Annotated in this window: 23 protein-coding genes and 1 other RNA gene; 18 read left to right on the top strand and 6 right to left on the bottom strand. The window is 35.4% G+C overall.

The window, feature by feature from the left end:
* The first annotated feature begins 64 nt into the window (after nt 1-64).
* Both menA and HHL20_RS08310 read left to right on the top strand, forming a co-directional pair.
* Complete coding sequence (menA, locus tag HHL20_RS08315) at nt 65-994, top strand: 1,4-dihydroxy-2-naphthoate octaprenyltransferase (protein WP_169230679.1); 930 nt, start codon at nt 65-67, stop codon at nt 992-994.
* A 70-nt stretch (nt 995-1064) separates the two neighbouring features.
* Nucleotides 1065-1751 (top strand): metal-dependent hydrolase, encoded by a 687-nt coding sequence (locus HHL20_RS08310; RefSeq protein ID WP_169230678.1) that lies wholly within the window; start codon nt 1065-1067, stop codon nt 1749-1751.
* Nucleotides 1752-1856: 105 nt separating this feature from the next.
* Here HHL20_RS08310 and ffs read toward each other — a convergent pair.
* An RNA gene (gene ffs / locus HHL20_RS08305) (signal recognition particle sRNA small type) lies at nt 1857-1954 on the bottom strand.
* 132 nt (nt 1955-2086) lie between these two features.
* Here ffs and HHL20_RS08300 point away from each other — a divergent pair.
* From HHL20_RS08300 to HHL20_RS08245, 12 genes are all read left to right on the top strand, one after another.
* Nucleotides 2087-2686 (top strand): DUF4199 domain-containing protein, encoded by a 600-nt coding sequence (locus HHL20_RS08300; protein ID WP_169230677.1) that lies wholly within the window; start codon nt 2087-2089, stop codon nt 2684-2686.
* Nucleotides 2687-2703: 17 nt separating this feature from the next.
* Nucleotides 2704-3654: a glycosyltransferase family 2 protein gene (locus HHL20_RS08295; RefSeq protein ID WP_169230676.1), complete on the top strand. Its 951-nt coding sequence runs from the start codon at nt 2704-2706 to the stop codon at nt 3652-3654.
* Nucleotide 3655: 1 nt separating this feature from the next.
* Nucleotides 3656-4384 (top strand): DUF3667 domain-containing protein, encoded by a 729-nt coding sequence (locus HHL20_RS08290; protein WP_169230675.1) that lies wholly within the window; start codon nt 3656-3658, stop codon nt 4382-4384.
* Nucleotides 4385-4390: 6 nt separating this feature from the next.
* The gene (locus HHL20_RS08285) at nt 4391-5092 is read left to right on the top strand and encodes a GIN domain-containing protein (RefSeq protein WP_169230674.1); all 702 of its coding nucleotides are present in this window, start codon (nt 4391-4393) and stop codon (nt 5090-5092) included.
* 5 nt (nt 5093-5097) lie between these two features.
* Complete coding sequence (locus tag HHL20_RS08280; RefSeq protein ID WP_169230673.1) at nt 5098-6147, top strand: tetratricopeptide repeat protein; 1050 nt, start codon at nt 5098-5100, stop codon at nt 6145-6147.
* A gap of 12 nt (nt 6148-6159) precedes the next feature.
* Nucleotides 6160-7875 (top strand): phospho-sugar mutase, encoded by a 1716-nt coding sequence (locus tag HHL20_RS08275; RefSeq protein WP_169230672.1) that lies wholly within the window; start codon nt 6160-6162, stop codon nt 7873-7875.
* Nucleotides 7876-7981: 106 nt separating this feature from the next.
* Nucleotides 7982-9235, top strand: a complete 1254-nt coding sequence (locus HHL20_RS08270; RefSeq protein WP_169230671.1) for a pyridoxal phosphate-dependent aminotransferase — start codon at nt 7982-7984, stop codon at nt 9233-9235.
* 128 nt (nt 9236-9363) lie between these two features.
* Nucleotides 9364-9954 (top strand): hypothetical protein, encoded by a 591-nt coding sequence (locus tag HHL20_RS08265; protein ID WP_169230670.1) that lies wholly within the window; start codon nt 9364-9366, stop codon nt 9952-9954.
* A 22-nt stretch (nt 9955-9976) separates the two neighbouring features.
* Nucleotides 9977-10705 carry a 3-deoxy-manno-octulosonate cytidylyltransferase gene (kdsB, locus tag HHL20_RS08260; protein WP_185194801.1) on the top strand — a complete coding sequence of 243 codons (729 nt, stop codon included), beginning with the start codon at nt 9977-9979 and terminating at the stop codon, nt 10703-10705.
* Between the two features lie 71 nt (nt 10706-10776).
* On the top strand, nt 10777-11439 hold the full coding sequence (locus HHL20_RS08255; RefSeq protein WP_185194800.1) for a histidine kinase: 663 nt from the start codon (nt 10777-10779) through the stop codon (nt 11437-11439).
* Between the two features lie 20 nt (nt 11440-11459).
* The gene (locus HHL20_RS08250) at nt 11460-12038 is read left to right on the top strand and encodes a glutathione peroxidase (RefSeq protein WP_169230668.1); all 579 of its coding nucleotides are present in this window, start codon (nt 11460-11462) and stop codon (nt 12036-12038) included.
* 56 nt (nt 12039-12094) lie between these two features.
* Nucleotides 12095-12889 (top strand): tetratricopeptide repeat protein, encoded by a 795-nt coding sequence (locus HHL20_RS08245; RefSeq protein ID WP_169230667.1) that lies wholly within the window; start codon nt 12095-12097, stop codon nt 12887-12889.
* A gap of 89 nt (nt 12890-12978) precedes the next feature.
* Here the strand turns inward: HHL20_RS08245 and HHL20_RS08240 are convergent, their stop codons facing one another.
* On the bottom strand, nt 12979-13626 hold the full coding sequence (locus HHL20_RS08240) for an NAD(P)H-binding protein (protein ID WP_169230666.1): 648 nt from the start codon (nt 13624-13626) through the stop codon (nt 12979-12981).
* Between the two features lie 161 nt (nt 13627-13787).
* Between HHL20_RS08240 and HHL20_RS08235 the strand changes: the two genes are divergently transcribed.
* Nucleotides 13788-14141 (top strand): MmcQ/YjbR family DNA-binding protein, encoded by a 354-nt coding sequence (locus HHL20_RS08235; RefSeq protein WP_169230665.1) that lies wholly within the window; start codon nt 13788-13790, stop codon nt 14139-14141.
* On the opposite strand, the gene HHL20_RS08230 is transcribed toward HHL20_RS08235, so the two are convergent.
* A complete protein-coding gene (locus HHL20_RS08230) occupies nt 14131-15051 on the bottom strand; it encodes a bifunctional riboflavin kinase/FAD synthetase (RefSeq protein WP_169230664.1) in 921 nt (306 codons plus the stop codon). The two genes, HHL20_RS08235 and HHL20_RS08230, sit on opposite strands and share 11 nt — an antisense overlap.
* A 205-nt stretch (nt 15052-15256) precedes the next feature.
* Between HHL20_RS08230 and atpD the strand changes: the two genes are divergently transcribed.
* From atpD to HHL20_RS08215, 3 genes are all read left to right on the top strand, one after another.
* Nucleotides 15257-16765, top strand: a complete 1509-nt coding sequence (gene atpD / locus HHL20_RS08225) for a F0F1 ATP synthase subunit beta (RefSeq protein WP_169230663.1) — start codon at nt 15257-15259, stop codon at nt 16763-16765.
* 56 nt (nt 16766-16821) lie between these two features.
* On the top strand, nt 16822-17103 hold the full coding sequence (locus HHL20_RS08220; protein WP_169230662.1) for a FoF1 ATP synthase subunit delta/epsilon: 282 nt from the start codon (nt 16822-16824) through the stop codon (nt 17101-17103).
* Nucleotides 17104-17183: 80 nt separating this feature from the next.
* Nucleotides 17184-18005, top strand: coding sequence for a hypothetical protein (locus HHL20_RS08215; protein WP_169230661.1), 822 nt, complete (start codon nt 17184-17186; stop codon nt 18003-18005).
* A gap of 142 nt (nt 18006-18147) precedes the next feature.
* Here HHL20_RS08215 and HHL20_RS08210 read toward each other — a convergent pair whose 3' ends face one another.
* From HHL20_RS08210 to HHL20_RS08200, 3 genes are all read right to left on the bottom strand, one after another.
* The gene (locus HHL20_RS08210; protein ID WP_169230660.1) at nt 18148-20343 is read right to left on the bottom strand and encodes a B12-binding domain-containing radical SAM protein; all 2196 of its coding nucleotides are present in this window, start codon (nt 20341-20343) and stop codon (nt 18148-18150) included.
* A 115-nt stretch (nt 20344-20458) separates the two neighbouring features.
* Nucleotides 20459-21733, bottom strand: coding sequence for an aminotransferase class I/II-fold pyridoxal phosphate-dependent enzyme (locus tag HHL20_RS08205; protein ID WP_169230659.1), 1275 nt, complete (start codon nt 21731-21733; stop codon nt 20459-20461).
* 72 nt (nt 21734-21805) lie between these two features.
* Nucleotides 21806-22843 carry a PLP-dependent cysteine synthase family protein gene (locus tag HHL20_RS08200; RefSeq protein WP_169230658.1) on the bottom strand — a complete coding sequence of 346 codons (1038 nt, stop codon included), beginning with the start codon at nt 22841-22843 and terminating at the stop codon, nt 21806-21808.
* Nucleotides 22844-22988: the final 145 nt, after the last annotated feature.

Here is a 22988-nt window from a genome sequence, read left to right as displayed (position 1 = left end):
ATTGGTAATAAGTAATGAGCAATAACGGCATTACTTATTACCAATTACTCATTACTTATAAACTATGACTGACTGGATAAAAGCCGCAAGGCTTAGAACATTGCCGCTCTCTTTAAGCGGAATTATTATGGGTGCTTTCATTGCCAGATGGAGATTGTACGGTGAAGGCGGAATATGGGACTGGAAAATTTTTGCACTCGCACTTTTAGTGACTTTATTGTATCAGGTTTTATCAAACTATGCCAATGATTACGGCGACGGGGTAAAAGGTACCGATGCGAAAAGAGTTACCGAAGCGGAATCACGCGCGGTAGCCTCAGGAAGAATAACGGCGAAACAGATGAAAAATGCAGTGATCCTGCTTTCAATTTTGTCTTTTGTGGCAACAGTGGCGCTTCTGTATGCAGCTTTCATCCCGGATTATATGAATGAATTTTACATTTTTATAGGCCTTGGTGTTGCAAGTATCTTAGCAGCTATCGGATATACGGTTGGTAAAAAACCTTATGGTTATATGGGACTGGGAGATATCTTCGTATTCATTTTCTTTGGATTGGTTTCAGTTTGCGGAAGTTATTTCCTGTTTACAAAATCGTTCAGCTGGGATATGCTTTTGCCCGGAACGGCAGTAGGAATGATGAGTATGGCCGTCCTGAATCTTAATAATATGAGAGATATCGAAAGCGATAAATTATCAGGAAAAAACAGCTTTGCATTGAGGATCGGATTTAAAAATGCAATGATTTACGAAATGATTCTGTTGCAGCTTCCTTTAATCTTAATGTTGATGTTTTTAGCGGTCAACGGGTTCTTTCAGACTCAGAATTATTATGTTTTTATCGTGATGATTCTGATGCTTCCGTTAATGAAAATCAGAAGGCAGATTATGGCTGTTAAAAACCCGAGAGAGCTTGATCCGTTCTTAAAGCAGGTGGGAATTATGACGTTTATGATGGCAGTTCTTACAGCTTTAGGACTTAACTTCTTTCATTAAATAAAGCATGATCTGTCATGCTGAGCTTGTCGACGCATCTAGTTATAAACAATTCAAAAATAAATTAAAAATGAAAATACAATATCTGGGACAAAACTGTTTTTTGTTCACCTACAAAAACAAAACAATTTTATCGGATCCTTTTTACAATTACAAAAAATCGGAATCAGGATTTGATATTTCTGCACAGAAAATCGATTATATTTTACTGACTCATGCGCACGGGGATCATATCGCTGATGTGGAAGAAGTATTACAGCATCATCCTGAAGCAACAATTATAGCAGTTCCTGAAATCTGCGGATATTTTAAAAGTGCAAAAAATACGGATGATGTGAACTTAGGAGGATCGGCAAAAATCGACGATCTTAAAATTTCCATGGTTCCTGCCCATCACACAAGCTCGTTTCCTGACGGAAGCTACGGAGGTGTTCCCGTAGGGTACATTTTCAGGCTACCTGAAGGCAGAAACCTATATCTTGCAGGCGATACCGGTGTAATGGCAGATATGGAACTGTTTCCAAGATTATACGGAAATTTAGACCTTTCTATCCTTCCGGTTGGAAGTCATTACACAATGTGTCCGAGAAAAGCAGCTTTTGCAGCAGCAGAATTATTGAAAACACCGAAAGTGATCGGATGTCATTTTGATACATTCCCTGCTATTGAAATTAATCATGAAAGTGCGCTAAAGCATTTTGCAGATAAAAATGTGGAACTTGTTTTACCGAAATTAGGAGAAACGTTCGAATTTTAAATAAATGTTGAGAGGTAATTTGAAAAACAAAAAAGAAATGTTGAAGTTGTCGGAAACAAAAAAAGATAATCTTCAAATTACCTCTCTTCAACTTAAACCAAAAAAAAATGGCAAGCTACCTAAATCACACCGCTACGACCAATTACCTTTGCTGCGTTCCCACCCTGGAGGATTCTCAGGAGCTGGTTGTTTAGGACTTGCCGGTGCAAAGATAGCATTATTTTGTAAACTTAAAAATAATATGACAGAAAAAATAATTGAAAAATGGCTTTACCACTGCTAAATTGCTGAATGTAAGACCAATAATTTTTCAATATTTTTTTAAAAAATTAGATATGACGAAAAGCCCTTCCACCTTAGGAATTTTACTGTTTGCTGCTACGATGATCGTTTTTTTCGCAGTGTATTACTTCTTTTCAGGAGTCGAATATTTTGATATTTCATTGAAAGCCAATGCTTTTGTTTTGCCCATTATTTATGCCGGTGCAGCGTTCTGGTCTGTTAAAACATATTGGAGCAGCCATAAAACAGTAAGCTTTAAAGAAGCCTTTAAAAGAGCTTTTGTGCCAATGTTTATCGGTGGAATTTTATCGATTTTAAGCATTTACGCCTTTCTGAATTTCGTTGATACCGATGCGAAAAAACTGTTAAATTACCAATATGTAACAAGACAGAAGTCGGAATTGGATAAAGAATATACTTCTGCAAGAAAAATTTTAAAACATCAGAAAGATATTGATGAGCTCGATCAGAAATATAAAGAACGACTTCAAAGTTTTACGCCGGAAGCAGTTAAAGGAAAAGATATGCTTACCGCGAGTCATTTTTCAGGATATTTTGCCGCGGTACTTATATTTTACGTAGTTTTGTCGTTGTTTTTCGGAGCGTTTTTCAGAACCAGAACAATCTACCAGGAACCAGAAATTAAAGAATAATTTTTTACTAAAATTAAATGAATTTATCTATAGTTATTCCGTTATTAAACGAAGAAGATTCTTTGGAAGAGCTTTTTTCAAGGATTGATAATGTATGCAGATCCAACAGCTTATCGTATGAGATCTGGTTTGTAGATGACGGAAGCACAGACTTGTCATGGAGTATTATTGAAAATCTGAAAGTTCAGAATCCTCAGATCCATGCCATTAAATTTTCTAAAAACTACGGAAAATCCCAGGCGCTTCATGCTGCCTTTGAAAGAACCAATGGCGATGTGATTATCACCATGGATGCAGACCTTCAGGACTTCCCGGAAGAAATTCCGGAATTGTATTCAATGGTTGTTAATGAAAATTACGACATTGTTTCGGGGTGGAAGAAGAAACGTTTTGATAACGTAATGACGAAAAATGTACCGTCAAAATTGTTCAATGCAGCTGCAAGAAAAGTTTCCGGAGTGTATCTTCATGATTTCAACTGTGGATTGAAGGCATACAAAAAACAAGTGGTAAAAACCATCGATGTGTATGGTGATATGCACCGTTATATTCCGGTTTTGGCTGCCAATGCCGGGTTCAGAAGAATTACGGAAAAAGAAGTTCAGCACCAGGCAAGACCTTACGGAACTTCAAAATTCGGAACCGAAAGATTCATCAGAGGTTTCCTGGATTTGGTAACCCTTTGGTTTGTAAGTCGTTTTGGGGGAAGACCGATGCATTTTTTTGGGGCAGTAGGAACATTAATGTTTATTGTAGGTTTCCTTTCGGCACTTTGGCTGGGCATTTCAAAATTGATTGATGTGGCAAGAGGTATGTACGGTCATCTGATTACCGATAACCCATGGTTTTTTATTGCTTTAACAATGATGCTGATGGGAACATTGCTTTTTATCGCGGGGTTCTTAGGAGAAATGATCATCAGAACAAACCGAGAGCATAAAAATTATAATATAGATGAGGTGATTTAAGATGAATCAAAAGAGTTGTTTAAACTGTGGCCATTCAGTTTCCGATGAGTTTTGTCCTCATTGCGGACAGAAGACCGACACAGCAAGAATAACTCCGAAATCTATTATCAAAAATGATATTTTAGGATCAATCTGGCACGTTGAGGCCAGGTTTTTCAATACTTTAAAAGATATTATATTCAGGCCCGGCAAAACGGCAATGGATTATATTGCAGGAAAAAGAATCAGATACAACAATTTTATCCCGTTGTTACTGGTTCTTTTCAGTTTTAATGTATTAGGATTGCATTATTATGAAAAATTTGCATCGGCAGAGGTTCTTGCCGACGATTCCGAAGTTAAAGATTTCCTGTCGAAGTATTCAAAGGCTGTTTTATTTGTCATCATTCCGATGCTTGCGGTCAATGCATATTTTCTTTTCAGAAGAATAAAATTGAATATTGCCGAACATTTTATCATCGGAACTGTTAGTCTTTTAGGAATTTTAATCCTATTTTTGTTGGACGATATAGTGAGTCTGATCGGCTTGTGGAAACCGGTTTCAAAGATTTTCTTTGTCATCGACCAACTCTTATTCGGCATTGCTCTTCTTTTTCCTGCTGTTACGTATTGGAATGCATTTAAAAATTCATACACATCATGGGGAATGGTTTGGAGAGTGGTGGGATTGTATTTTCTGATGGGACTGGAAAGCACGGTTATAGGTTTAATCTTATATGAAATATTTTAAATGAATATGAAAGGTATAGTATACACATTTTTATTAGCATCAGTAATGTCCTGCGGAAAAATTTCTCCTAAAGGGAATATTGAAAGAAAAGATGTGGATGTTCCGGAATTTGTAAACCTGGATCTGGAAGGAAAATTCCGGGTGTTTTATGCGAGAGGAACAAAAAACTTTGTAGAAATCGAAACCTACCCGAACGTTGCAGACAATCTTGATGTGGATGTCAGTGATAAAACATTAACCATTAAAGAAAAGCGTGGTACAAAGGGAGTTGACTTTTATAACGTGACCATTTATTCAAAATATAACCTGGAAAAAATAGCGATTTCCGATTCGGTAGAAATGAATATTTCAAGCGAAATTAAGACTGATAATTTTAGGCTTAATTTAAAAAATTATGCTACTTTTATGGGTTCGGTAAACACAAGAAGGGCAGAAGTTGAGATGCTGAATAAAAGCAGGGCCAACTTTTTGGGGCAGACTAAAGATGCTGTGATAAAGATTTCCGATACGGCAAGCCTTATTGCTCCTTACTGGAAAATCGAAAACCTGAATATAAACTCTAAAAACGGTAATTATGCTGAAGTGAATGTGAAAGATTCTTTGAAAGGAAATGTTCAGAATACAGCAAAATTTATTTATTATAATGACCCGATCCGTGCATTTAAAATTGATAAAGGTGCCAGAGTAGAGAATAAGAGATTGGAGTAAAAACTATGAGAGCAAGATTATTATTTTTTATTGCTATTTGTATCTTTAATTTAATGTTAGCTCAAAATTATAATAAAGATATACAAGGGACTTGGATTACTGTTTTTAAGGAGATGAAAGATGGTAGTTCCTATATTCCTAAATCATGCAATCCTTTTCCAAATAAATTTATCTTTGTTGATGATAAATTTTGTATTAATAAGCAAAATAATCTCTGTATAGATTTTACAATAATCAAAAACTTTATAAAAACTTCAGAAAACTCGGGATATATAATAGAAAAAGTCAACTCTGACTCATTAGTTATTGTTCAATCAATAGTTGGAGTTGAAGATGATAAATTAGAAAGAATGTATTTTCTAAGACAAGAAAAGGTTTTAGATCAGCAAAAAAAGATTAACACGGGAAAAAATATTTTTGCAAACAGCTTATTTTTTCCTCCAATGAAAAAGAATTTGAGTTTGGTTTTAAATGAATTTTTTAAAAGGAAATATAAATATGTTAACTTAAATTTTGTAGGATCAATCATAATATATCCGCAACAAAACAAAGTATCTACAGAAATAAAATATTCTTCGGATAACAATACAGAAAGGATTGATTATATAAAATATATTATTGATCATACTTTTAATATTTGGGATTTAAAAGATTTTAGTAATTATGACTCTGTTACACTTCCTTTTATTTTAGAGATTAAAAACGAAAATTTTGGTGATGGATATACTTATAAAGGAGTTTCATTAAACTTTTTGACTCAAAATATTAATGATTTTAATTGTGTAAATGGAATATTATACCAAAATTTAAAAAAATCAAACGATCTATTTGTTAAAGGAATTAATGCAACTAAGAGAAAAAAGTATGACAATGCAATATCATTTTTTAATGAATCATATATATTAAATAATTCTAATATTGATAATTTATATAATATTGCTACAGTTTACACTATGCAAAATGATATTCTTAATGCTTGTAAAACTTGGGAAAAATTAAAGGATCTTGATCAGATTCAAGGAAAAGAACTATTTCAGCAAAATTGTAAAAAATAACAAAATACAAATATGACAACATTAGAAAAAGCAAAACTTTGGTTGCACGAATCATTTGATGAAGAAACAAGAAGTGCCGTACAATTATTAATTGAAGGCAATTCGCCGGATCTGGAAGATTCTTTTTACAGAGAATTGGAGTTTGGTACAGGAGGAATGAGAGGAGTGATGGGTGTAGGAACCAATCGTTTAAATAAATATACCTTAGGTCAAGCTACACAGGGACTTGCGAATTATATGTTAAAGCAATTTCAAGGAGAAGAGATCAAGGTGGCAATTGCCTATGACGTAAGAAATAATTCCAAAGAGTTCGGAAAACTGGTAGCTGATGTTTTGACGGCAAACGGAATCAAAGTGTTGTTGTTCAAAAATCACAGGCCAACTCCGGAACTGTCATTTACGGTGAGAAACAGAAACTGTCACGGAGGAATTGTTTTAACGGCATCTCACAACCCACCGGAATACAATGGCTATAAAGTATATTGGAATGACGGTGCGCAGATTGTTCCGCCACATGATGAAGCGATCATTAATGAAGTATATGCTGTAAAATTTGAAGAAATTAAATTCAATGGTAACGATGATTTAATCGAATGGATCGGAGAGGAGCAGGATGATGTTTACATTGACGCCTGTATTGAACATTCTACCTATCAGAATGTAGGAAAGGAAAATTTAAATATCGTTTTTACATCCATTCACGGGACGACTTATACCACCGTTCCAAAGGCTTTGGAAAAAGCAGGCTTCAAGAAAATTGATCTTGTAAAAGAACAGATGATCCCAAGCGGAAACTTCCCGACAGTAGATTCTCCGAATCCGGAAGAACCTGCAGCGCTGGAAATGGCGATGGATCTGGCAAAAATTACCAATGCCGATATTGTAATCGGAACAGATCCGGATGGAGACCGATTGGGAATTGCCGTAAGAAACCTTGACGGAGAAATTCAGCTTTTGAACGGAAATCAAACCAATACTATTCTTACCTATTACATTCTGAATGAATGGAGAAAGCAGGAAAGAATTACCGGGAAGGAATTCATTGGGTCTACCATCGTAACATCCGATATTTTCTTTGATATTGCTCAAAAGTTCGGGGTAGACTGCAAAGTGGGATTAACTGGATTTAAATGGATCGGAAAAATGATCCGTGATTTTGAAGGGAAAGAAAAATTCGTTTGCGGTGGTGAAGAAAGTTTCGGATTCATGACAGGAGATTTCGTACGTGATAAAGATTCCTGCGGAAGTATTGTTTTAGCTTGTGAAATCGCAGCATGGTGTAAAGCCAATGGAAGAACGATGTATCAATATCTTATCGAAATTTACCAGGAAACCGGAATGTACTATGAAGGTTTGGTAAATCTGGTAAGAAAAGGAAGAGATGGAGCAGAAGAAATTCAGAATATGATGAAAAATTTCCGTGAAAACCCGCCAAAATCATTAGCAGGATCACTGGTAGAAGAAGTAAAAGACTTTAAAGAACAGACGAATTTCATTGTTTCAAAAAATGAGAAGAAAGTAATGAACGACATTCCAAAGTCGAATGTATTGATTTATTATACTCAGGACGGTACCAAAGTTTGTGTAAGACCTTCCGGAACGGAACCTAAAATTAAGTTCTATATTTCTGTTAAAGATTCAATTACTTCTGAAGCGGATTTTAAAGATAAATTAAAGTCTTTAGAAGCAAAAATTCAGGAGGTAAGAAGAGATTTACAACTCAATTAAAATATAGCAATGTATCAATCTAGCAGTTTACCAATTAAAACATTGTTACACTGTTACATGAGTATATTGTTAAATTATTATATTAAATAAATTTAAATTAAATAAAGTGAAAGTTTCAAAATTAGCGGCGAACCTGATCGGTTCTGAAATTGTAAAAATAGGTAATGAAGTAAACGATTTAAAGGCAAAAGGTGCGGAGATTGCCAACCTTACGATTGGTGACCTTAATTCTAATATTTATCCGATTCCTGCCAAATTAAAGGAGGAAATTCAGAATGCGTATCAGAATAATCTGACGAATTATCCGCCTGCTAACGGACTTTTATCTTTAAGAAAAGAAGTTTCCAAAGATCTGAAAACAAGATGGAATCTGGATTATTCTCCTAATGATATTCTCATTACGGCAGGTTCAAGACCTTTAATTTATGCCGTATACAAAACCATTGTTGACGAAGGAGATAAAGTAGTTTACCCGATTCCTTCATGGAACAACAATCACTATGCGTATCTTACTTCTGCAAATGCAGTAGAAGTAAAGACCACCCCTGAAAACAATTTCCTTCCGACAGCAGACGATTTAAGACCACACTTGGAAGGCGCTGTTTTATTGGCTCTTTGTTCGCCTTTGAACCCTACAGGTACGATGTTCACCAAAGATCAGCTTTCAGAAATCTGCGAATTGGTTTTAGCGGAAAATAAGAAAAGAGGTGAAGATGAAAAACCGCTGTACCTGATGTATGACCAGATTTATTCTAATCTTACTTTCGGTTCGGAGCACGTAGATCCGGTTTCCCTTTTCCCGGAAATGAAAGAATATACGGTGTATATCGACGGTATTTCAAAATGTCTTGCCGCAACGGGAGTTCGCGTAGGATGGGGATTCGGGCCGGTTCATATCATGGACAAAATGAAAGCGCTTCTTACACACGTAGGAGCGTGGGCTCCAAAACCGGAACAGGAAGCTACTGCAAAATATTATGAAAATCCTGATGATGTAAATGCTTTTGTTGAAGATTTTAAAGGAAAATTAGAAGCTAGTCTGAAAGTCCTGCACGCAGGAATCCAGGATCTGAAAGGTAAAGGCCTAACTGTCGACAGCATCGAACCGATGGGAGCACTTTATCTTACCATTAAATTAGATTACATCGGAAAAACAAAACCGGACGGAACGGTTATCGAAAATTCTTCAGATCTTGTTTTCTACCTGATCAATGAAGCAGGCGTTGCGCTTGTTCCTTTTTCTGCTTTCGGAGAAGATAAGTCTGAGCCTTGGTTCAGAGCTTCTGTAGGAGGTTTGGCTATTGATGAAATTGAAGTCATGATGCCGAAACTGGAAAAAGCTTTGAATGATTTGAAATAATTTTTTAAAACATAGATGCTTCGACAGGCTCAGCATGACAATTCTAAATGTTATTTAACAGCTTATTTTAGAGGTCACGCTGAGCGGAGTCGAAGTGTTTTTTGAATTTCAAATCCGTATTTATAACGATGAAATTTCCGCAAAGATATTTTATAGATACAAAATTACTGTCTCGTTCAACAGTAGGAATTATCTCATTGGTAATTATATGTGTCTGGATTTCAGGACATAGTTCCCACAGGTCTTTATTTCAAAACTCTATTGTTTCTACCTCGATTTTAGGAACTGCATTTTTACTTTTTATAAGCTTAGGATTATATTACGGTATAAAACTAAAAGATAATATCGGGCATGTTTTGACAAAAGAAAAAATAAAAAAGCTGTCAGACAAAACTCCCGAAATTGGAAATTTTGATTTTGATATAGCTGATGGGGGAGATGGAATCGGAGGGCTTATTATATCAATTATCGCCTGGCTTGTATTTTCTATAGTTCTTGTTTTTCTTTTATATTTTCTGGGCGTTTTTTTCTGGGCTGTAATTTTATTGTTCGCAGCAATGCTGTACTGGATTTTTTTCCGTGCTTTACGGTTGGTATTTAAAAACTCAAAATACTGTAGAGGAAATTTAGCGAAAAGTTTAGGTTTTGGGTTATTTTACTCTTTTTTATATCTATCCTGGATTTATGGAATCATTTTTCTGGTTAATTATTTAAATTAAATTTACATCAAAAAATATAAAAATGAAAATCATCGCAGTTATCCCGGCACGTTATGAAGCAAGCCGTTTTCCGGCAAAACTGATGCAAATGTTAGGAGAAAAAACCGTTATCACAACAACGTATCAGAATGTTGTGGAAACAGGTTTATTTGACGAAGTTTTTGTAGCTACCGATTCGGAAATTATTTTTGATGAAATTGTAAAGAACGGCGGAAAAGCAGTGATGACCGGGCAGCACGAAACCGGAAGCGACCGTATTGCGGAAGCAGTACAGAATATCGATTGCGATATCGTTATCAATGTTCAGGGAGATGAACCTTTTTTAAAATTAGAACCGTTACAGCAATTAATTGAAGTTTTTCATAACGATGAAAACCAGGAAATTTCTTTAGCTTCCCTGAAAATTAAACTTCACGAAAAAGAGGAAATTGAAAATCCGAATAATGTAAAAGTAATTACGGATAACAACGGTTTTGCGCTGTATTTCAGCCGCTCTGTAATTCCTTTTCACAGGGAGACTTCCTATAATGTGGATTATTTTAAACATATCGGCGTTTATGCTTTCAGAAAACATGCATTAATACAGTTTTCAAAGCTGGAAATGAAGCCTCTTGAAATTTCGGAAAAAATAGAATGCATCCGTTATCTTGAATACGGTATGAAAATCAAGTTGATAGAAACCCATTTTGTGGGTGTCGGTATAGATACACCGGAAGATCTTGAAAAAGCAAGGAATTTATTATCTAATTAATTGTTAAATTGCTAGACTGATATATTGGTAAATTTAATAAAACCTTATATTTGATTTTATAAATGAAATTAATGAAAAAGTTGCTATTCGTATTCGTCCTGATATTTTCGCACTCAGTTTTTGCCCAGACCGCAAAGGAAATTATTGACAAAAACATCGAATTATCCGGAGGATTGACCAACTGGAAACTTTTAAATTCCATACTGCTGCAGGGAAAAGTGATTTTAGGTGTTAAAGATGAATATCCTATAAAAATTTACCAGCAGCGCCCGAATCTTACGAAAACAGTGATCACCATCGGCGGAAAAGATACAGCAATTGAAGGTTACGACGGGACCAAAGGATATGCTATGAATTATGCGGCCAACAAAGTTCAGGAATACCCGGATTACAGTCCGGAAAGCTTTGATAATGATTTCATAGACTGGGAAAACAAAGGTTTTGAAGCCAAGTATCTGGGCAAAGAAAAAATAGGGAATATATATTGTCATAAAGTTGAATTAACGAAAAACGTAAATAAAAACATCTATTACTTCGATACAAAAGATTACATGCTTGTAAAAGAAGTAAAAAAAGACGAAACGTTATTATATTCAGACTACAAAAAAGTAGGAAATTTGGCGTTGCCTTTCAGGATTGAATCGTCAAGCGTAAAAAAAGACGGAGATTATGTGATGCTGATTAACAGGGTTGATGTCAATAAGGTATTTCCGGCTAATACATTTAAATTTTAATCAAATAATAAAATGGAGTTATGAAAAAGTTATTTTTAATGTTTCTTTCGGTTGTTGCATTTTTCAACAGCTGTGCTCAGAAAAAAAGTGAAGAATCTAAAGCTAAAACCAATCAACTTATGGGAAAATCAATATATGATTTCAAGGTAGACGCCCTGGAAGAAGGAAAGCAGATTAATTTCTCAGACTTCAAAGGAAAGAAAATCCTTATCGTAAATACGGCTTCGGAATGCGGATTCACGCCTCAGTATGCCGACCTGGAAAAAGTTTCGGAAGAATATAAAGACAAATTGGTAGTGGTAGGCTTTCCGGCTAATAATTTTGGCGGTCAGGAGCCGGGAACCAATAAGGAAATTGGTGCTTTCTGCCAGAAAAATTATGGGGTAACTTTCCCGATGGCGGCAAAAGTTTCCGTAAAAGGTGACGATACGGCGCCAATCTTTAAATATCTAACTGAAAAAGATTTGAACGGAGTTAAAAATACTACCATTCTCTGGAATTTCACAAAATTCTTAATTGATGAAAACGGAAAACTGATTGATTCATTTGTAAGTACCACAAAACCTACCGATGAAGCAATTACGAAATATTTGAAATAAATATCAAAAAATATCGTTATTGAGTGGATTTTTATCCACTTTTTTAATTTTAAACCATGAAAAAACTATTGATCATTTTTGTCCTGATGCTTTCCATAAAAGGATTCTCTCAGGATTCTTATTTTTTAGGAAAAACAAACTATTGCACACCGGAAAAAGCAGATTCAAAACAAATATTTGAAGGCGCAATGACGGCTCTTAATTTTCCTAAACTCTATCTTCCAACAACAATGGCTTTATTCAAAACGGCAAAAGAAGATCCTAAATATTGTGATGTTTTTTTCCTTGCAGGATATTATGCCAGACTGCAAAATCTGCACAAGGAAGCTTTGGTTTTATATTATGCAGCAGACAGTCTATCTCAAAATAAAGCTCCGATATTTAAGCAAAATCTTGCCATACAGTTTATGAGATTCGGAAAAGTTGATAAAGCGCGAGAAAAATATGAGGAAATGGTGAAATATTTTCCGGATAATCCTGAAGGATATTATGGAATCGGGAATACTTCTATTGTAATAGGAGATTATGACAAAGGCCTGGAAAATCTTAAGCAGGCTGAAGATATTTATAAAAAAACTGGTAAGGTGAAGGATGATGTAACTTATATGTATGGGATGTTATATTCCATGAAAGAAGATTATGAAACGGGGCTTCCATACCTTGAAGACGCCTATAGTACCTATAAAAATGACGAAGGATATCTTTCACTGTATTCGCTCTCATTAATAAAAGTCGGCAAAAACAGAAATGATGAAAAAATGATTAAGAAAGCTAATAAGATGTATAATAAAATAAAGAACAAAGCAGGAGTTCCTGAAATCAAAAAAAAGTTAACTGCTGAGTTTAGTTAGAAAATTATATTATATTACATATCCAGTGTAACAATGTACCAATTCGAATCCGGACGTTGTTACACTGTTCTTTTTACAACCATTATGTATCACTTCTCAGCAAAACAGAAAATATTTCCCAGTTTTATACTGGAGTAGCCGTTGCTTTTTATCTTTGAAGAATTAATCATAGCCTTTGCTAAAACATCTGTAGGTAAAGGTTTCTGGCTTTCTAAGAGTCCTAATTTATTTGCAAATTTGATAATCCTGCTCCCAAGAACTTCTCCTGTTCTGTTGGAGTCCTTTCGCTCCAGCATGCCCGGCTTGAAGATGGTAATTTTTTCAAAATGCAGTTTTTTTACAGCTTCTTCCAGCTCTCCTTTCATTCGGGAATAAAAGATCTTAGATTTAGGATTGGCACCGTATGCGGAAACCAGAATATAATCTCCGACATTGTTTTCTCTGGCAGCCTTGGCAAATTCGTACTGATAATCAAAATCCACTTTTCTCTGCGCTTCTTTACTTCCCGCAGCCTTTAAGGTGGTTCCCAGACAGGAAAAAGCAACATCACCTTTTACTTTGTCCTTCCATTGTTCAGGATGATCAAAATTCACAACATGAACCTTCAGCTTGTCATTCTGAATATCAACAGGCTTTCTCACAAAAATATTAACTTCCCCGAAATCGCTGTCATTAAGCAGTTGATTGACTAAATCCTTTCCGGTAGCACCTGTAGCGCCGATAACTAATGCTTTCATAATAATCTTGTTTGCGAAGTTGTTGTTTCCTTATTAAATTTACTAAATTTGAAACAATAAATAGCAGATAAAAGATACTTTAAGTAAGATCATTAATCAATCATTATTAACCGTTAATAAAAAATTACTCATTACCAATTATCTATTACTCATAAAAAGCCATGGATGCCAACGAAATTTTAAAGTATTGTAGTGCGAAGAAAGCTGTAACAGAGGGTTTTCCTTTTGATAACGAAACCCTTGTGCTGAAGGTTGGCGGGAAAATGTTTCTTTTAATGTCTTTAGAAAGACAGCCGCTGCAAATCACGTTAAAAACTGATCCTGAGTGGAGCGAAGAACTTCGCGAGAGATATCCCCAGATCACAGGTGCATATCATATGAACAAAACCCATTGGAATTCAGTTCAGACAGACGGTTTGAAACAGGAACTTATTTTAGAAATGATTGATCATTCTTATGATCTTGTGTTCGGCTCTCTGACAAAAAAAATAAAAGAGGAAATTCTTAAAAGTTAAATTCTTCAGTTAATCTTTTGTCTTCATCCAGTTTTTCAATAAGCCTTTCCAGCCCTTCAAACTTAATTTCATCGTGCAGAAAATCCCGGAATTTCACCGTTATTTCTTCGTTATAAATATCTCCGTTAAAATTAAGGATGTACACTTCAAAGGTAAGTTTTTCTCCGTTTACAGTAGGATTTGTGCCGACACTGAGCATTCCTTTATATTGCTGATTTTTTACAAAAACTTCTACAATGTATGCCCCTTTCTTAGGCAAAAGTTTTACAGGATCTGTCTCGATATTGGCAGTCGGATAGCCAATTGTTCTTCCTATTTTTTTACCGTGCACCACCGTTCCGGAAACAGGATAAGAGTATCCCAACATTTCGTTTGCTTCCTTTATATTTCCTGCTAAAAGAGCATTGCGGACCTTGGTAGAGCTGATATTGTTTTCATGGATGTTAATGGCTTCCATCTGTTCAACCTCGAAATCAAGTTCTTTGGAAAGTTTTTGCAGCAATTCAAAATTTCCGCTTTTGTTTTTCCCGAAAGAATGATCATATCCGATGATAAGATATTTAATATGAAGCTTATCCACTAAAATCTGTCTTACAAATTCTTCACCGGTAAGATTTCTGAATTCTTCATCAAATTCTTTTAAAAATAAAGTATCAATGCCATATTTATCCAATAAAGATTTTTTTTCTTCCAGCGTATTGAGAAGCTTTAAATCTTCGTTCGGGTTAAAAACAAATCTCGGATGAGGCCAGAATGTAAGGACTGCAGTTTCAAGATTATTCTCGGAGCCCACCTTTATTAATTCATCAATAATACTTTTATGCCCGAGATGCACCCCGTCGAACATCCCTAAAGATAATGCTAAAGGCTTCTGAGAAGTATAATCGTTAAAATTCCTGAAAACTTTCAAAATGAAAAAATTTTGACTGCAAATATAGGAAATAATGTAACAATGTATTAATATAACAGCGTATCAATAATTTCAATAATATCTATTGTTACACCGGTATATTGTTATATTTTAACATTGCTGAAAAAGTATGATAAAAATCTGTTTTTTACCAATTGCGGGTTAAGCAAGAATCATTATATTTGCACCAAGAAAAAATTTAGCAATGGCAAACCAAATTAAAGGTAAAATTTCTCAAATTATTGGTCCGGTAATCGACGTTGTCTTTACTGATGTGGAAGCAGTTCCAAGCATTTATGACGCGTTAGAAATTACAAAGGATAACGGTGAAAAAGTAGTTTTAGAGGTAGAACAGCATATTGGAGAAGATACGGTAAGATGTATCGCAATGGACGCTACTGATGGTCTTAAAAGAGGGCAGGATGTAATCGGGTACGGAAATCCTATTACAATGCCAATCGGAGAGGCTGTGAACGGAAGACTTTTCAACGTTGTTGGTGATGCTATCGACGGGCTTCAGAATATTTCTAAGGATGGAGGCCTTCCAATCCACAGAGAAGCTCCAAAATTTGATCAACTTTCAACTTCTGCTGAAGTTTTATTTACAGGTATCAAAGTAATCGACCTTATCGAGCCTTATGCAAAAGGGGGGAAAATCGGTTTGTTCGGTGGTGCCGGTGTAGGTAAAACAGTATTAATTCAGGAGTTGATTAATAATATTGCAAAAGGGCACGGTGGTCTTTCTGTTTTCGCCGGAGTAGGTGAAAGAACGAGAGAAGGAAATGACCTTTTGAGAGAGATGTTGGAATCAGGAATCATCAAGTATGGTGAAGATTTCATGCACTCTATGGAAAACGGAGGTTGGGATCTTTCTAAAGTAGATTTGGAAGCTATGAAAGAATCTAAAGCAGCATTCGTTTTCGGACAGATGAACGAGCCACCTGGTGCAAGAGCGAGAGTAGCACTTTCCGGTCTTACATTAGCTGAGTATTACAGAGACGGTGGAGAAAGCGGACAAGGTAGAGACGTACTTTTCTTCGTAGACAATATCTTCCGTTTTACACAGGCTGGTTCTGAGGTATCTGCACTTCTTGGTCGTATGCCATCTGCGGTAGGTTACCAACCGACACTTGCTTCTGAGATGGGGGCGATGCAGGAAAGAATTACTTCCACTAAAAACGGTTCCATTACTTCAGTACAGGCGGTTTACGTACCTGCGGATGACTTAACTGACCCGGCTCCGGCAACTACGTTTGCCCACTTGGATGCTACAACGGTACTAGATAGAAAAATTGCTTCATTGGGTATTTATCCTGCGGTAGATCCATTGGCTTCTACTTCAAGAATCCTTGCTCCGGAAGTTATCGGTGAAGAACATTATAACTGTGCTCAGAGAGTAAAAGAAATTCTTCAGAGATATAAAGCGCTTCAGGATATCATCGCGATCTTAGGGATGGAAGAACTTTCTGAAGAAGATAAATCTGTTGTTTACCGTGCAAGAAAAGTTCAGAGATTCTTGTCTCAGCCTTTCCACGTAGCAGAACAGTTTACAGGTATTCCTGGATCTTTGGTAGATATTAAAGATACCATCAAAGGATTCAATATGATTATCGATGGTGAATTAGATCATTTACCGGAAGCTGCTTTCAACCTGAAAGGGACTATCGAAGAAGCAATTGAAGCAGGACAAAAAATGTTAGCTGATAACGCATAATAATGCTAATTGCTGATAGCCAGTAAGTTATTAGCCAAAAGCCAAAAGCAATTACAATGAATATAAAAATTTTAACACCAGAATACGTAGTTTTTGAAGGAGAGGTAGACTCGGTATTGCTGCCTGGAAAAAATGGTGAATTTCACATCATGAAAAATCACGCAGGAGTTGTTTCTTCTCTGATCGGTGGTAAAGTTAAATTGTATACCAAATCTGTGGATGAGGCCTATACAAAATATTTTACTAAAGAAAATGAAAAAGATTCTGTCTTCTCTTATCCTATCAAAAGCGGTGTTGTAGAATTTAATCATAATAAAGGAATTATCCTTTGTGAATAATTAAATGAAAAGCTAAATATATTTTCAAGAAAGTGTAACTATGGTTACACTTTTTTTATGTTATGTAAAAATCTGGTTTTATGAAGAAGAATTTGATTATCATGTTTACAATTCTGGGTTTTTTGCTTCATGCTCAAACGGTAAAAATTAAAAGAGGAATTGTAACGCTTGAAGGAGTACATGTTGCGAAGGTTTCAAACAAATCCAATATATATACTTTCATGGATCTTAAAGAAACGCCAATTTATACCGTTGAATTTGTAGATAAAAGTGTAGTAGATTCAGTAAGAGATAGTTATATAAAAATTAACAGGATATATAATAAAGATAAAACGATCGAACTGGATTATATTTCACCATCGGCATTTTCGGGAGAAGAAAAGTCTGCAGCTTATACCTGTGTTAAAAGCCTGAAAATTATTGACGAAAGAGGAATTAATATAAAAAATCTTGATGAACTCTTCAAAAACAATCCGAAAAGAAAACTGGATAACAAAACAAAAGATGCATATACCATCAGAAATAAAATTGACAAACTAAATATAACCGTTAATACCGTTGGTGAGATATTAAGTAACGGTAAACCAGTAGGTTATTTTACCAATCTGCCCGTTAGTTTTGGTTCTGAAGATACAATTACCGATAAGACTTTTGTGGATATCGAAATATATGATGCCAACAGCAGATACATCGGAAAATATATTACCACTACAAAACAAATAAAAACAGCGGGTGGAAAAACATTTACCTTATACAGAGAAATGTCTGGTCGTGCATCTATTCTGAAATTTCCTACGTACAAAGCTATTGCAGAGAGAATGGCAATTCTGGATCCGAATTTTATCAAAATCCAGGAAAAAGTAATTGTAGGTGAAGTTACAAAAGATGGTGTTCAGAAATAATTAAAAATAATATATCAATAGGAACGGGCTTTAGCCCGTTTTTATTTTTTAGCCAAATCGTAAAAAAGTGATGCAGAATTTCAGGATTTATTAATAAAGATAACCATACTGAATTTATGCTATTTCTTTAAAAACTATAAATCTACAAACTCAAAATTACTCCGTTTTCTTTTAATTGCTGTATCGGCTTTGAAAACCAGAACAGTTCAAAATTATCGAAATTTTTTTCAAAATCAGCCTTAAGTTGCTGAAGTGTAGGCTTTTTTAAATTTTCAACGGTGTATTCATCAAATATTTTTGTCAGCCATTCCCCATGTTGCTGATCCATTTCTATGCTCACAACATTTGTTTTTAAGTGCACTGTAATTTTCGTATACGTATAATTATATTTCTTTTTATTTTTTATTCGATTCTCAGCGATTACGTTTTTAGCTAAAAAAATGATTTTTGAATTCCCTTTAAAAGTAAAATCATCATTTTCGAGCAACGCATCATGAATATAATCCGGATGAACGGTTGTTTCCGGAATTTTAAAATCAAACCATTCCTGAAGAGGAAGTTCAAAATTAATTCCGTGCATATAATTGAAAAGTGATTTTTTCAGACCAAAGCTAAATTTTCCGTGATCGATTCCAGTCCTGTCCATAAAATCAACATCGTTATTCGCAAAAAGGATTTCCTGTTTAATCGGTGTGACTCCAAATTCTTCAGGATTTAATCCGACAGGCGAGTGGGCTGTCATTGCAAACTGATGCCAAAATCCGCTTTGTAAAATTCCCATCTCAAAAAGCTGACGAACCATTTCCAAAGAGTCCACCGTTTCCTGGACAGTCTGCGTCGGATAGCCATACATAAGATAAGCATGAATCATGATTCCGGCTTCCGTAAAATTTCTGGTTACTTTCGCAACCTGTTCCACAGAAATCCCTTTGTCAATTAATTTTAATAATCGATCACTCGCTACCTCAAGACCTCCGGAAACCGCAACGCAACCTGAAAGTTTTAGAAGAAAACATAAATCCCGGGTGAAGCTTTTTTCAAAACGGATATTCGTCCACCAGGTTACCACAAGATTTCTCCGCAAAATTTCCAAAGCAACTTCTCTCATCAAAGCCGGCGGAGCAGCTTCATCTACAAAATGAAATCCCGTTTCTCCGGTTGTCCGGATCAATTCTTCCATTCGGTCAACCAAAATTTTAGCGGAAATAGGTTCGTAAATTTTTATGTAATCTAAAGAAATATCACAAAAAGTGCATTTTCCCCAATAGCATCCGTGAGCCATGGTGAGCTTATTCCATCTCCCGTCACTCCATAAACTGTGCATCGGATTGGCAATTTCAATTACCGAAATATAATTATCTAATTGTAAATCAGTATAATCCGGAGTTCCGATATCGACTTGCTTATAATCGTGTCTTATGGAATTATTTTTATAAGTAACTTCTCCGTTTTCAAGTAAAAAAGTTCTTTTGAACTGAGATTCTTCACTTTGTTCAGAATGATAAATATTTTCATAAAGCAGTTCGATCGGAAGTTCTCCGTCATCCAGTGTAATGAAATCAAAAAATTCAAAAACCCTTTGATCTTTAACTTCTCTAAGTTCAGTATTCGGAAAACCGCCACCCATCGCCGTTTTGATGTACGGATAATTTTCTTTAATAAGTTTAGCGCACCGGAATGCAGAATATAAGTTACCGGGAAAGGGAACCGAAAAGCAAACCAATTTTGGCTGAACAGTTTCTAATTTTTCGTTAAGAATTTTTAAAGTAATATCATCAATAAATGTCTGATTTCCAATAATTTTTGCATAAAGCTCATCAAACGAATTGGCACTTTTCCCCAAACGTTCGGCATATCTGCTGAAGCCGAAATCGGAATCTATATTTTCTACAATATAATCTGAAAGGTCTTCTAAATATAAGGTTGCCAAGTGTTTAGCTTTATCCTGCAGTCCCATGTTTCCGAAAGCAAATTCCATATCATCAAGGTGATTGAATCTTGAAGCTTCCGGAAGGAAATTCATTGAGCAGATCTGTCTGGCGAGCGTAGGGGTTTTACCTTGGAGAAAAGAAATAACCTGGTCGATCGTTTTAATATATTCCTCCTTCAAAGTAAAGATTCTCTGTGAATTTTCTGAAACCTGCAGAATATCGATTTTCTTTTCAAAAACTTTTCTGATGCCTTCTTTTGAAAATAATTCCAGAATAACTTCAATTCCTAAATCGACCTGATGACTTGAAATATTTTTTGTATTCAAAAAACCTTTAATATAAGCAGTAGCAGGATAAGGGGTATTAAGTTGGGTAAAAGGCGGAGTGATAAGAAGCAGATCTTTCAAGAGAAAATTTTTGCAAAGTTATTTTAAATATTCAGATTCTGAAAATTTGTGATATTTTTTTAAAACAAAACCACTGATTTTGGTCAGTGGTTTTAATTTATTTTTTGTACTTAAATTAAATTTCTTTAAAACTTAAACCTTGTTCGGCAAGCAGTTTTTGCTCCTGATCTTTATAGTGACCGCCTACGAGCTTATCATGTATAGCTTCGAAAGCTGCAAGCGTTTCATTAATTTCAGAGTCAGTATGAGATGCGGTAGGAATTAATCTTAGTAGAATCATTCCTTTAGGTATTACAGGATAAACCACTACAGATGTGAAGATTCCGTAGTTTTCTCTCAAGTCTTTCACTAAGAGTGTTGCCTCCACCGGAGTTCCCTGCATCATTACCGGAGTTACACAGGTATTGGTGTCTCCAATATTGAAACCTCTTTCTTTTAAACCGTTTTGCAGCTTGCGGGTATTCTCCCAAAGTTTTGCTTTTATTTCCGGTCTGGTTCTTAAAAGCTCAAGTCTTTTTAAACCTCCGATTACCATTGGCATCGTTAAAGATTTAGCAAAAATCTGAGATCTTAAATTAAATTTAAGGTATCGAATGATTTCTTTATCACCGGCGATAAATGCTCCGAAACCAGCCATTGATTTGGCAAAAGTAGAGAAGTATACATCAATCTGATCCTGGCATCCTTGCTCTTCACCAGCCCCGGCCCCGGTTTCACCTAGAGTTCCGAATCCGTGTGCATCATCAACAAGTAGTCTGAATTTATATTTTGATTTTAATTCGCAGATTTCTTTTAATTTACCTTGCTGTCCTCTCATCCCGAAAACCCCTTCAGTAATTACAAGAATACCGCCTCCGGTTTCTTCAGCTACTTTAGTTGCTCTTTCAAGGTTTTTTTCAAGACTAGCAATATCGTTGTGTCTGTACGTAAATCTTTTTCCTGCGTGAAGTCTCACACCGTCTACGATACATGCATGAGAATCAACATCATAAACAATTACATCATTTCTCCCAACTAAGGCATCAATGGTAGACACCATTCCCTGGTATCCGAAGTTTAATAAATAGGCAGATTCTTTCTGAACAAAATCAGCCAGTTCTTTTTCCAATTGCAGGTGCTGCTCGGTCTCTCCGGACATTGCTCTTGCGCCCATCGGGTAAAACATTCCGAATTCTGCAGCTGCTTTTGCATCAGCTTCCAAAACTTCCGGGTGGTTACACATCCCTAAATAGTCATTAGCACTCCAGAAAATAACTTCTCTTCCCTGAAACCTCATTCTGGGCCCGATAGGTCCTTCTAATCTCGGGAAAATAAAATACCCTTCACCATAATCTGCAAATTGTCCAAGAGGTCCTGGATTTTCTTTTATTCTGTCAAAAATATCCAACATTTTATTAATATTTTAAGTAAAAAAGCCTTTTGTAGTTACAAAAAGGCTTGATTTGTATTAATTTTTTTATCCTTATTTAATAAATTCAGTTTTGAAAACTTCATCGTAGTTGTGAACACAGTTGTTTACAAAACCCTGTTCGGCCATCCATTTATCACTGTATACTTTGGTAATGTATCTGGAACCGTGATCAGGATAAATCAGCACAACAATATCGTTTTCTGTAAATTCGTGAGATTGGGCATACTGTATTAATGCCTGTGTAACCGCTCCGGTGGTATATCCTCCCATAATAGCTTCTTTCAAAGCGATTTCACGGGTTCTGTAAGCTGACATTTCATCGTTTACTCTTACAAATTCATCTACTTTATCAAAAAGAAGGGCAGAAGGAATTAAGTTTTTTCCCATACCTTCAATCTGGTAAGGGTGAACATCTTCTTTATGGATTTCTCCTGTTTCGTGATAACTTTTTAAAATAGATCCGTCTGCATCAACCCCAATGATTTTGATATCCGGATTTTTCTCTTTTAAAAATTTTGCTGATCCGGACAATGTTCCGCCGGTTCCTGTACACGCAAAAAGATGAGTAACTTTACCCTGTGTCTGTTCCCAGATTTCAGGACCTGTGGTCTGATAATGGGCATCAATATTCAGCTCGTTGAAATATTGATTGATATACACTGAATTTGGAGTTTCTGAAGCTATTCTTTTAGCAACTTCATAGTATGATCTGGGATCATCTGCAGGAACATTTGCCGGGCAAATATAAACGGTAGCTCCCAATGCCTTCAGATAGGCAATTTTCTCAGGCTTTGTTTTATCACTTACTGCAAGAATACATTTATATCCTTTAATAATGCAAACCATAGCAATTGAGAATCCTGTATTTCCTGATGTAGTTTCTACAACTACGGAATCTTCTTTTAATAAACCTTTTTTCTCAGCGTTTTCTATAATATGAAGTGCGATTCGATCTTTTGTGGAATGTCCAGGATTATATGATTCTAACTTGGCATAAACAGTTGCAGGAATTTCTTTCGTCACAGTGTTAAGCTTCACCATAGGAGTATTTCCTATTAGGCCAAGTATATTATCGTAAACATTACTCATTATTTGTTATTTTTCAATAAAAATCTGTCGGCAAAAATACAAAAAAATAAATTTATTTCTAAACTTTTGTTTTGATTTCTACCCTCTAAAATAGATAAAAAAAAAATTGTATCATCATCCAACGATGAAACTTTTCAAAAAACGA

Origin of the sequence: Chryseobacterium cheonjiense, from assembly GCF_012927265.1 — a bacterium.
Lineage (GTDB): Bacteria > Bacteroidota > Bacteroidia > Flavobacteriales > Weeksellaceae > Chryseobacterium > Chryseobacterium cheonjiense.
This window is presented reverse-complemented; position numbering and strand designations above follow the sequence as displayed.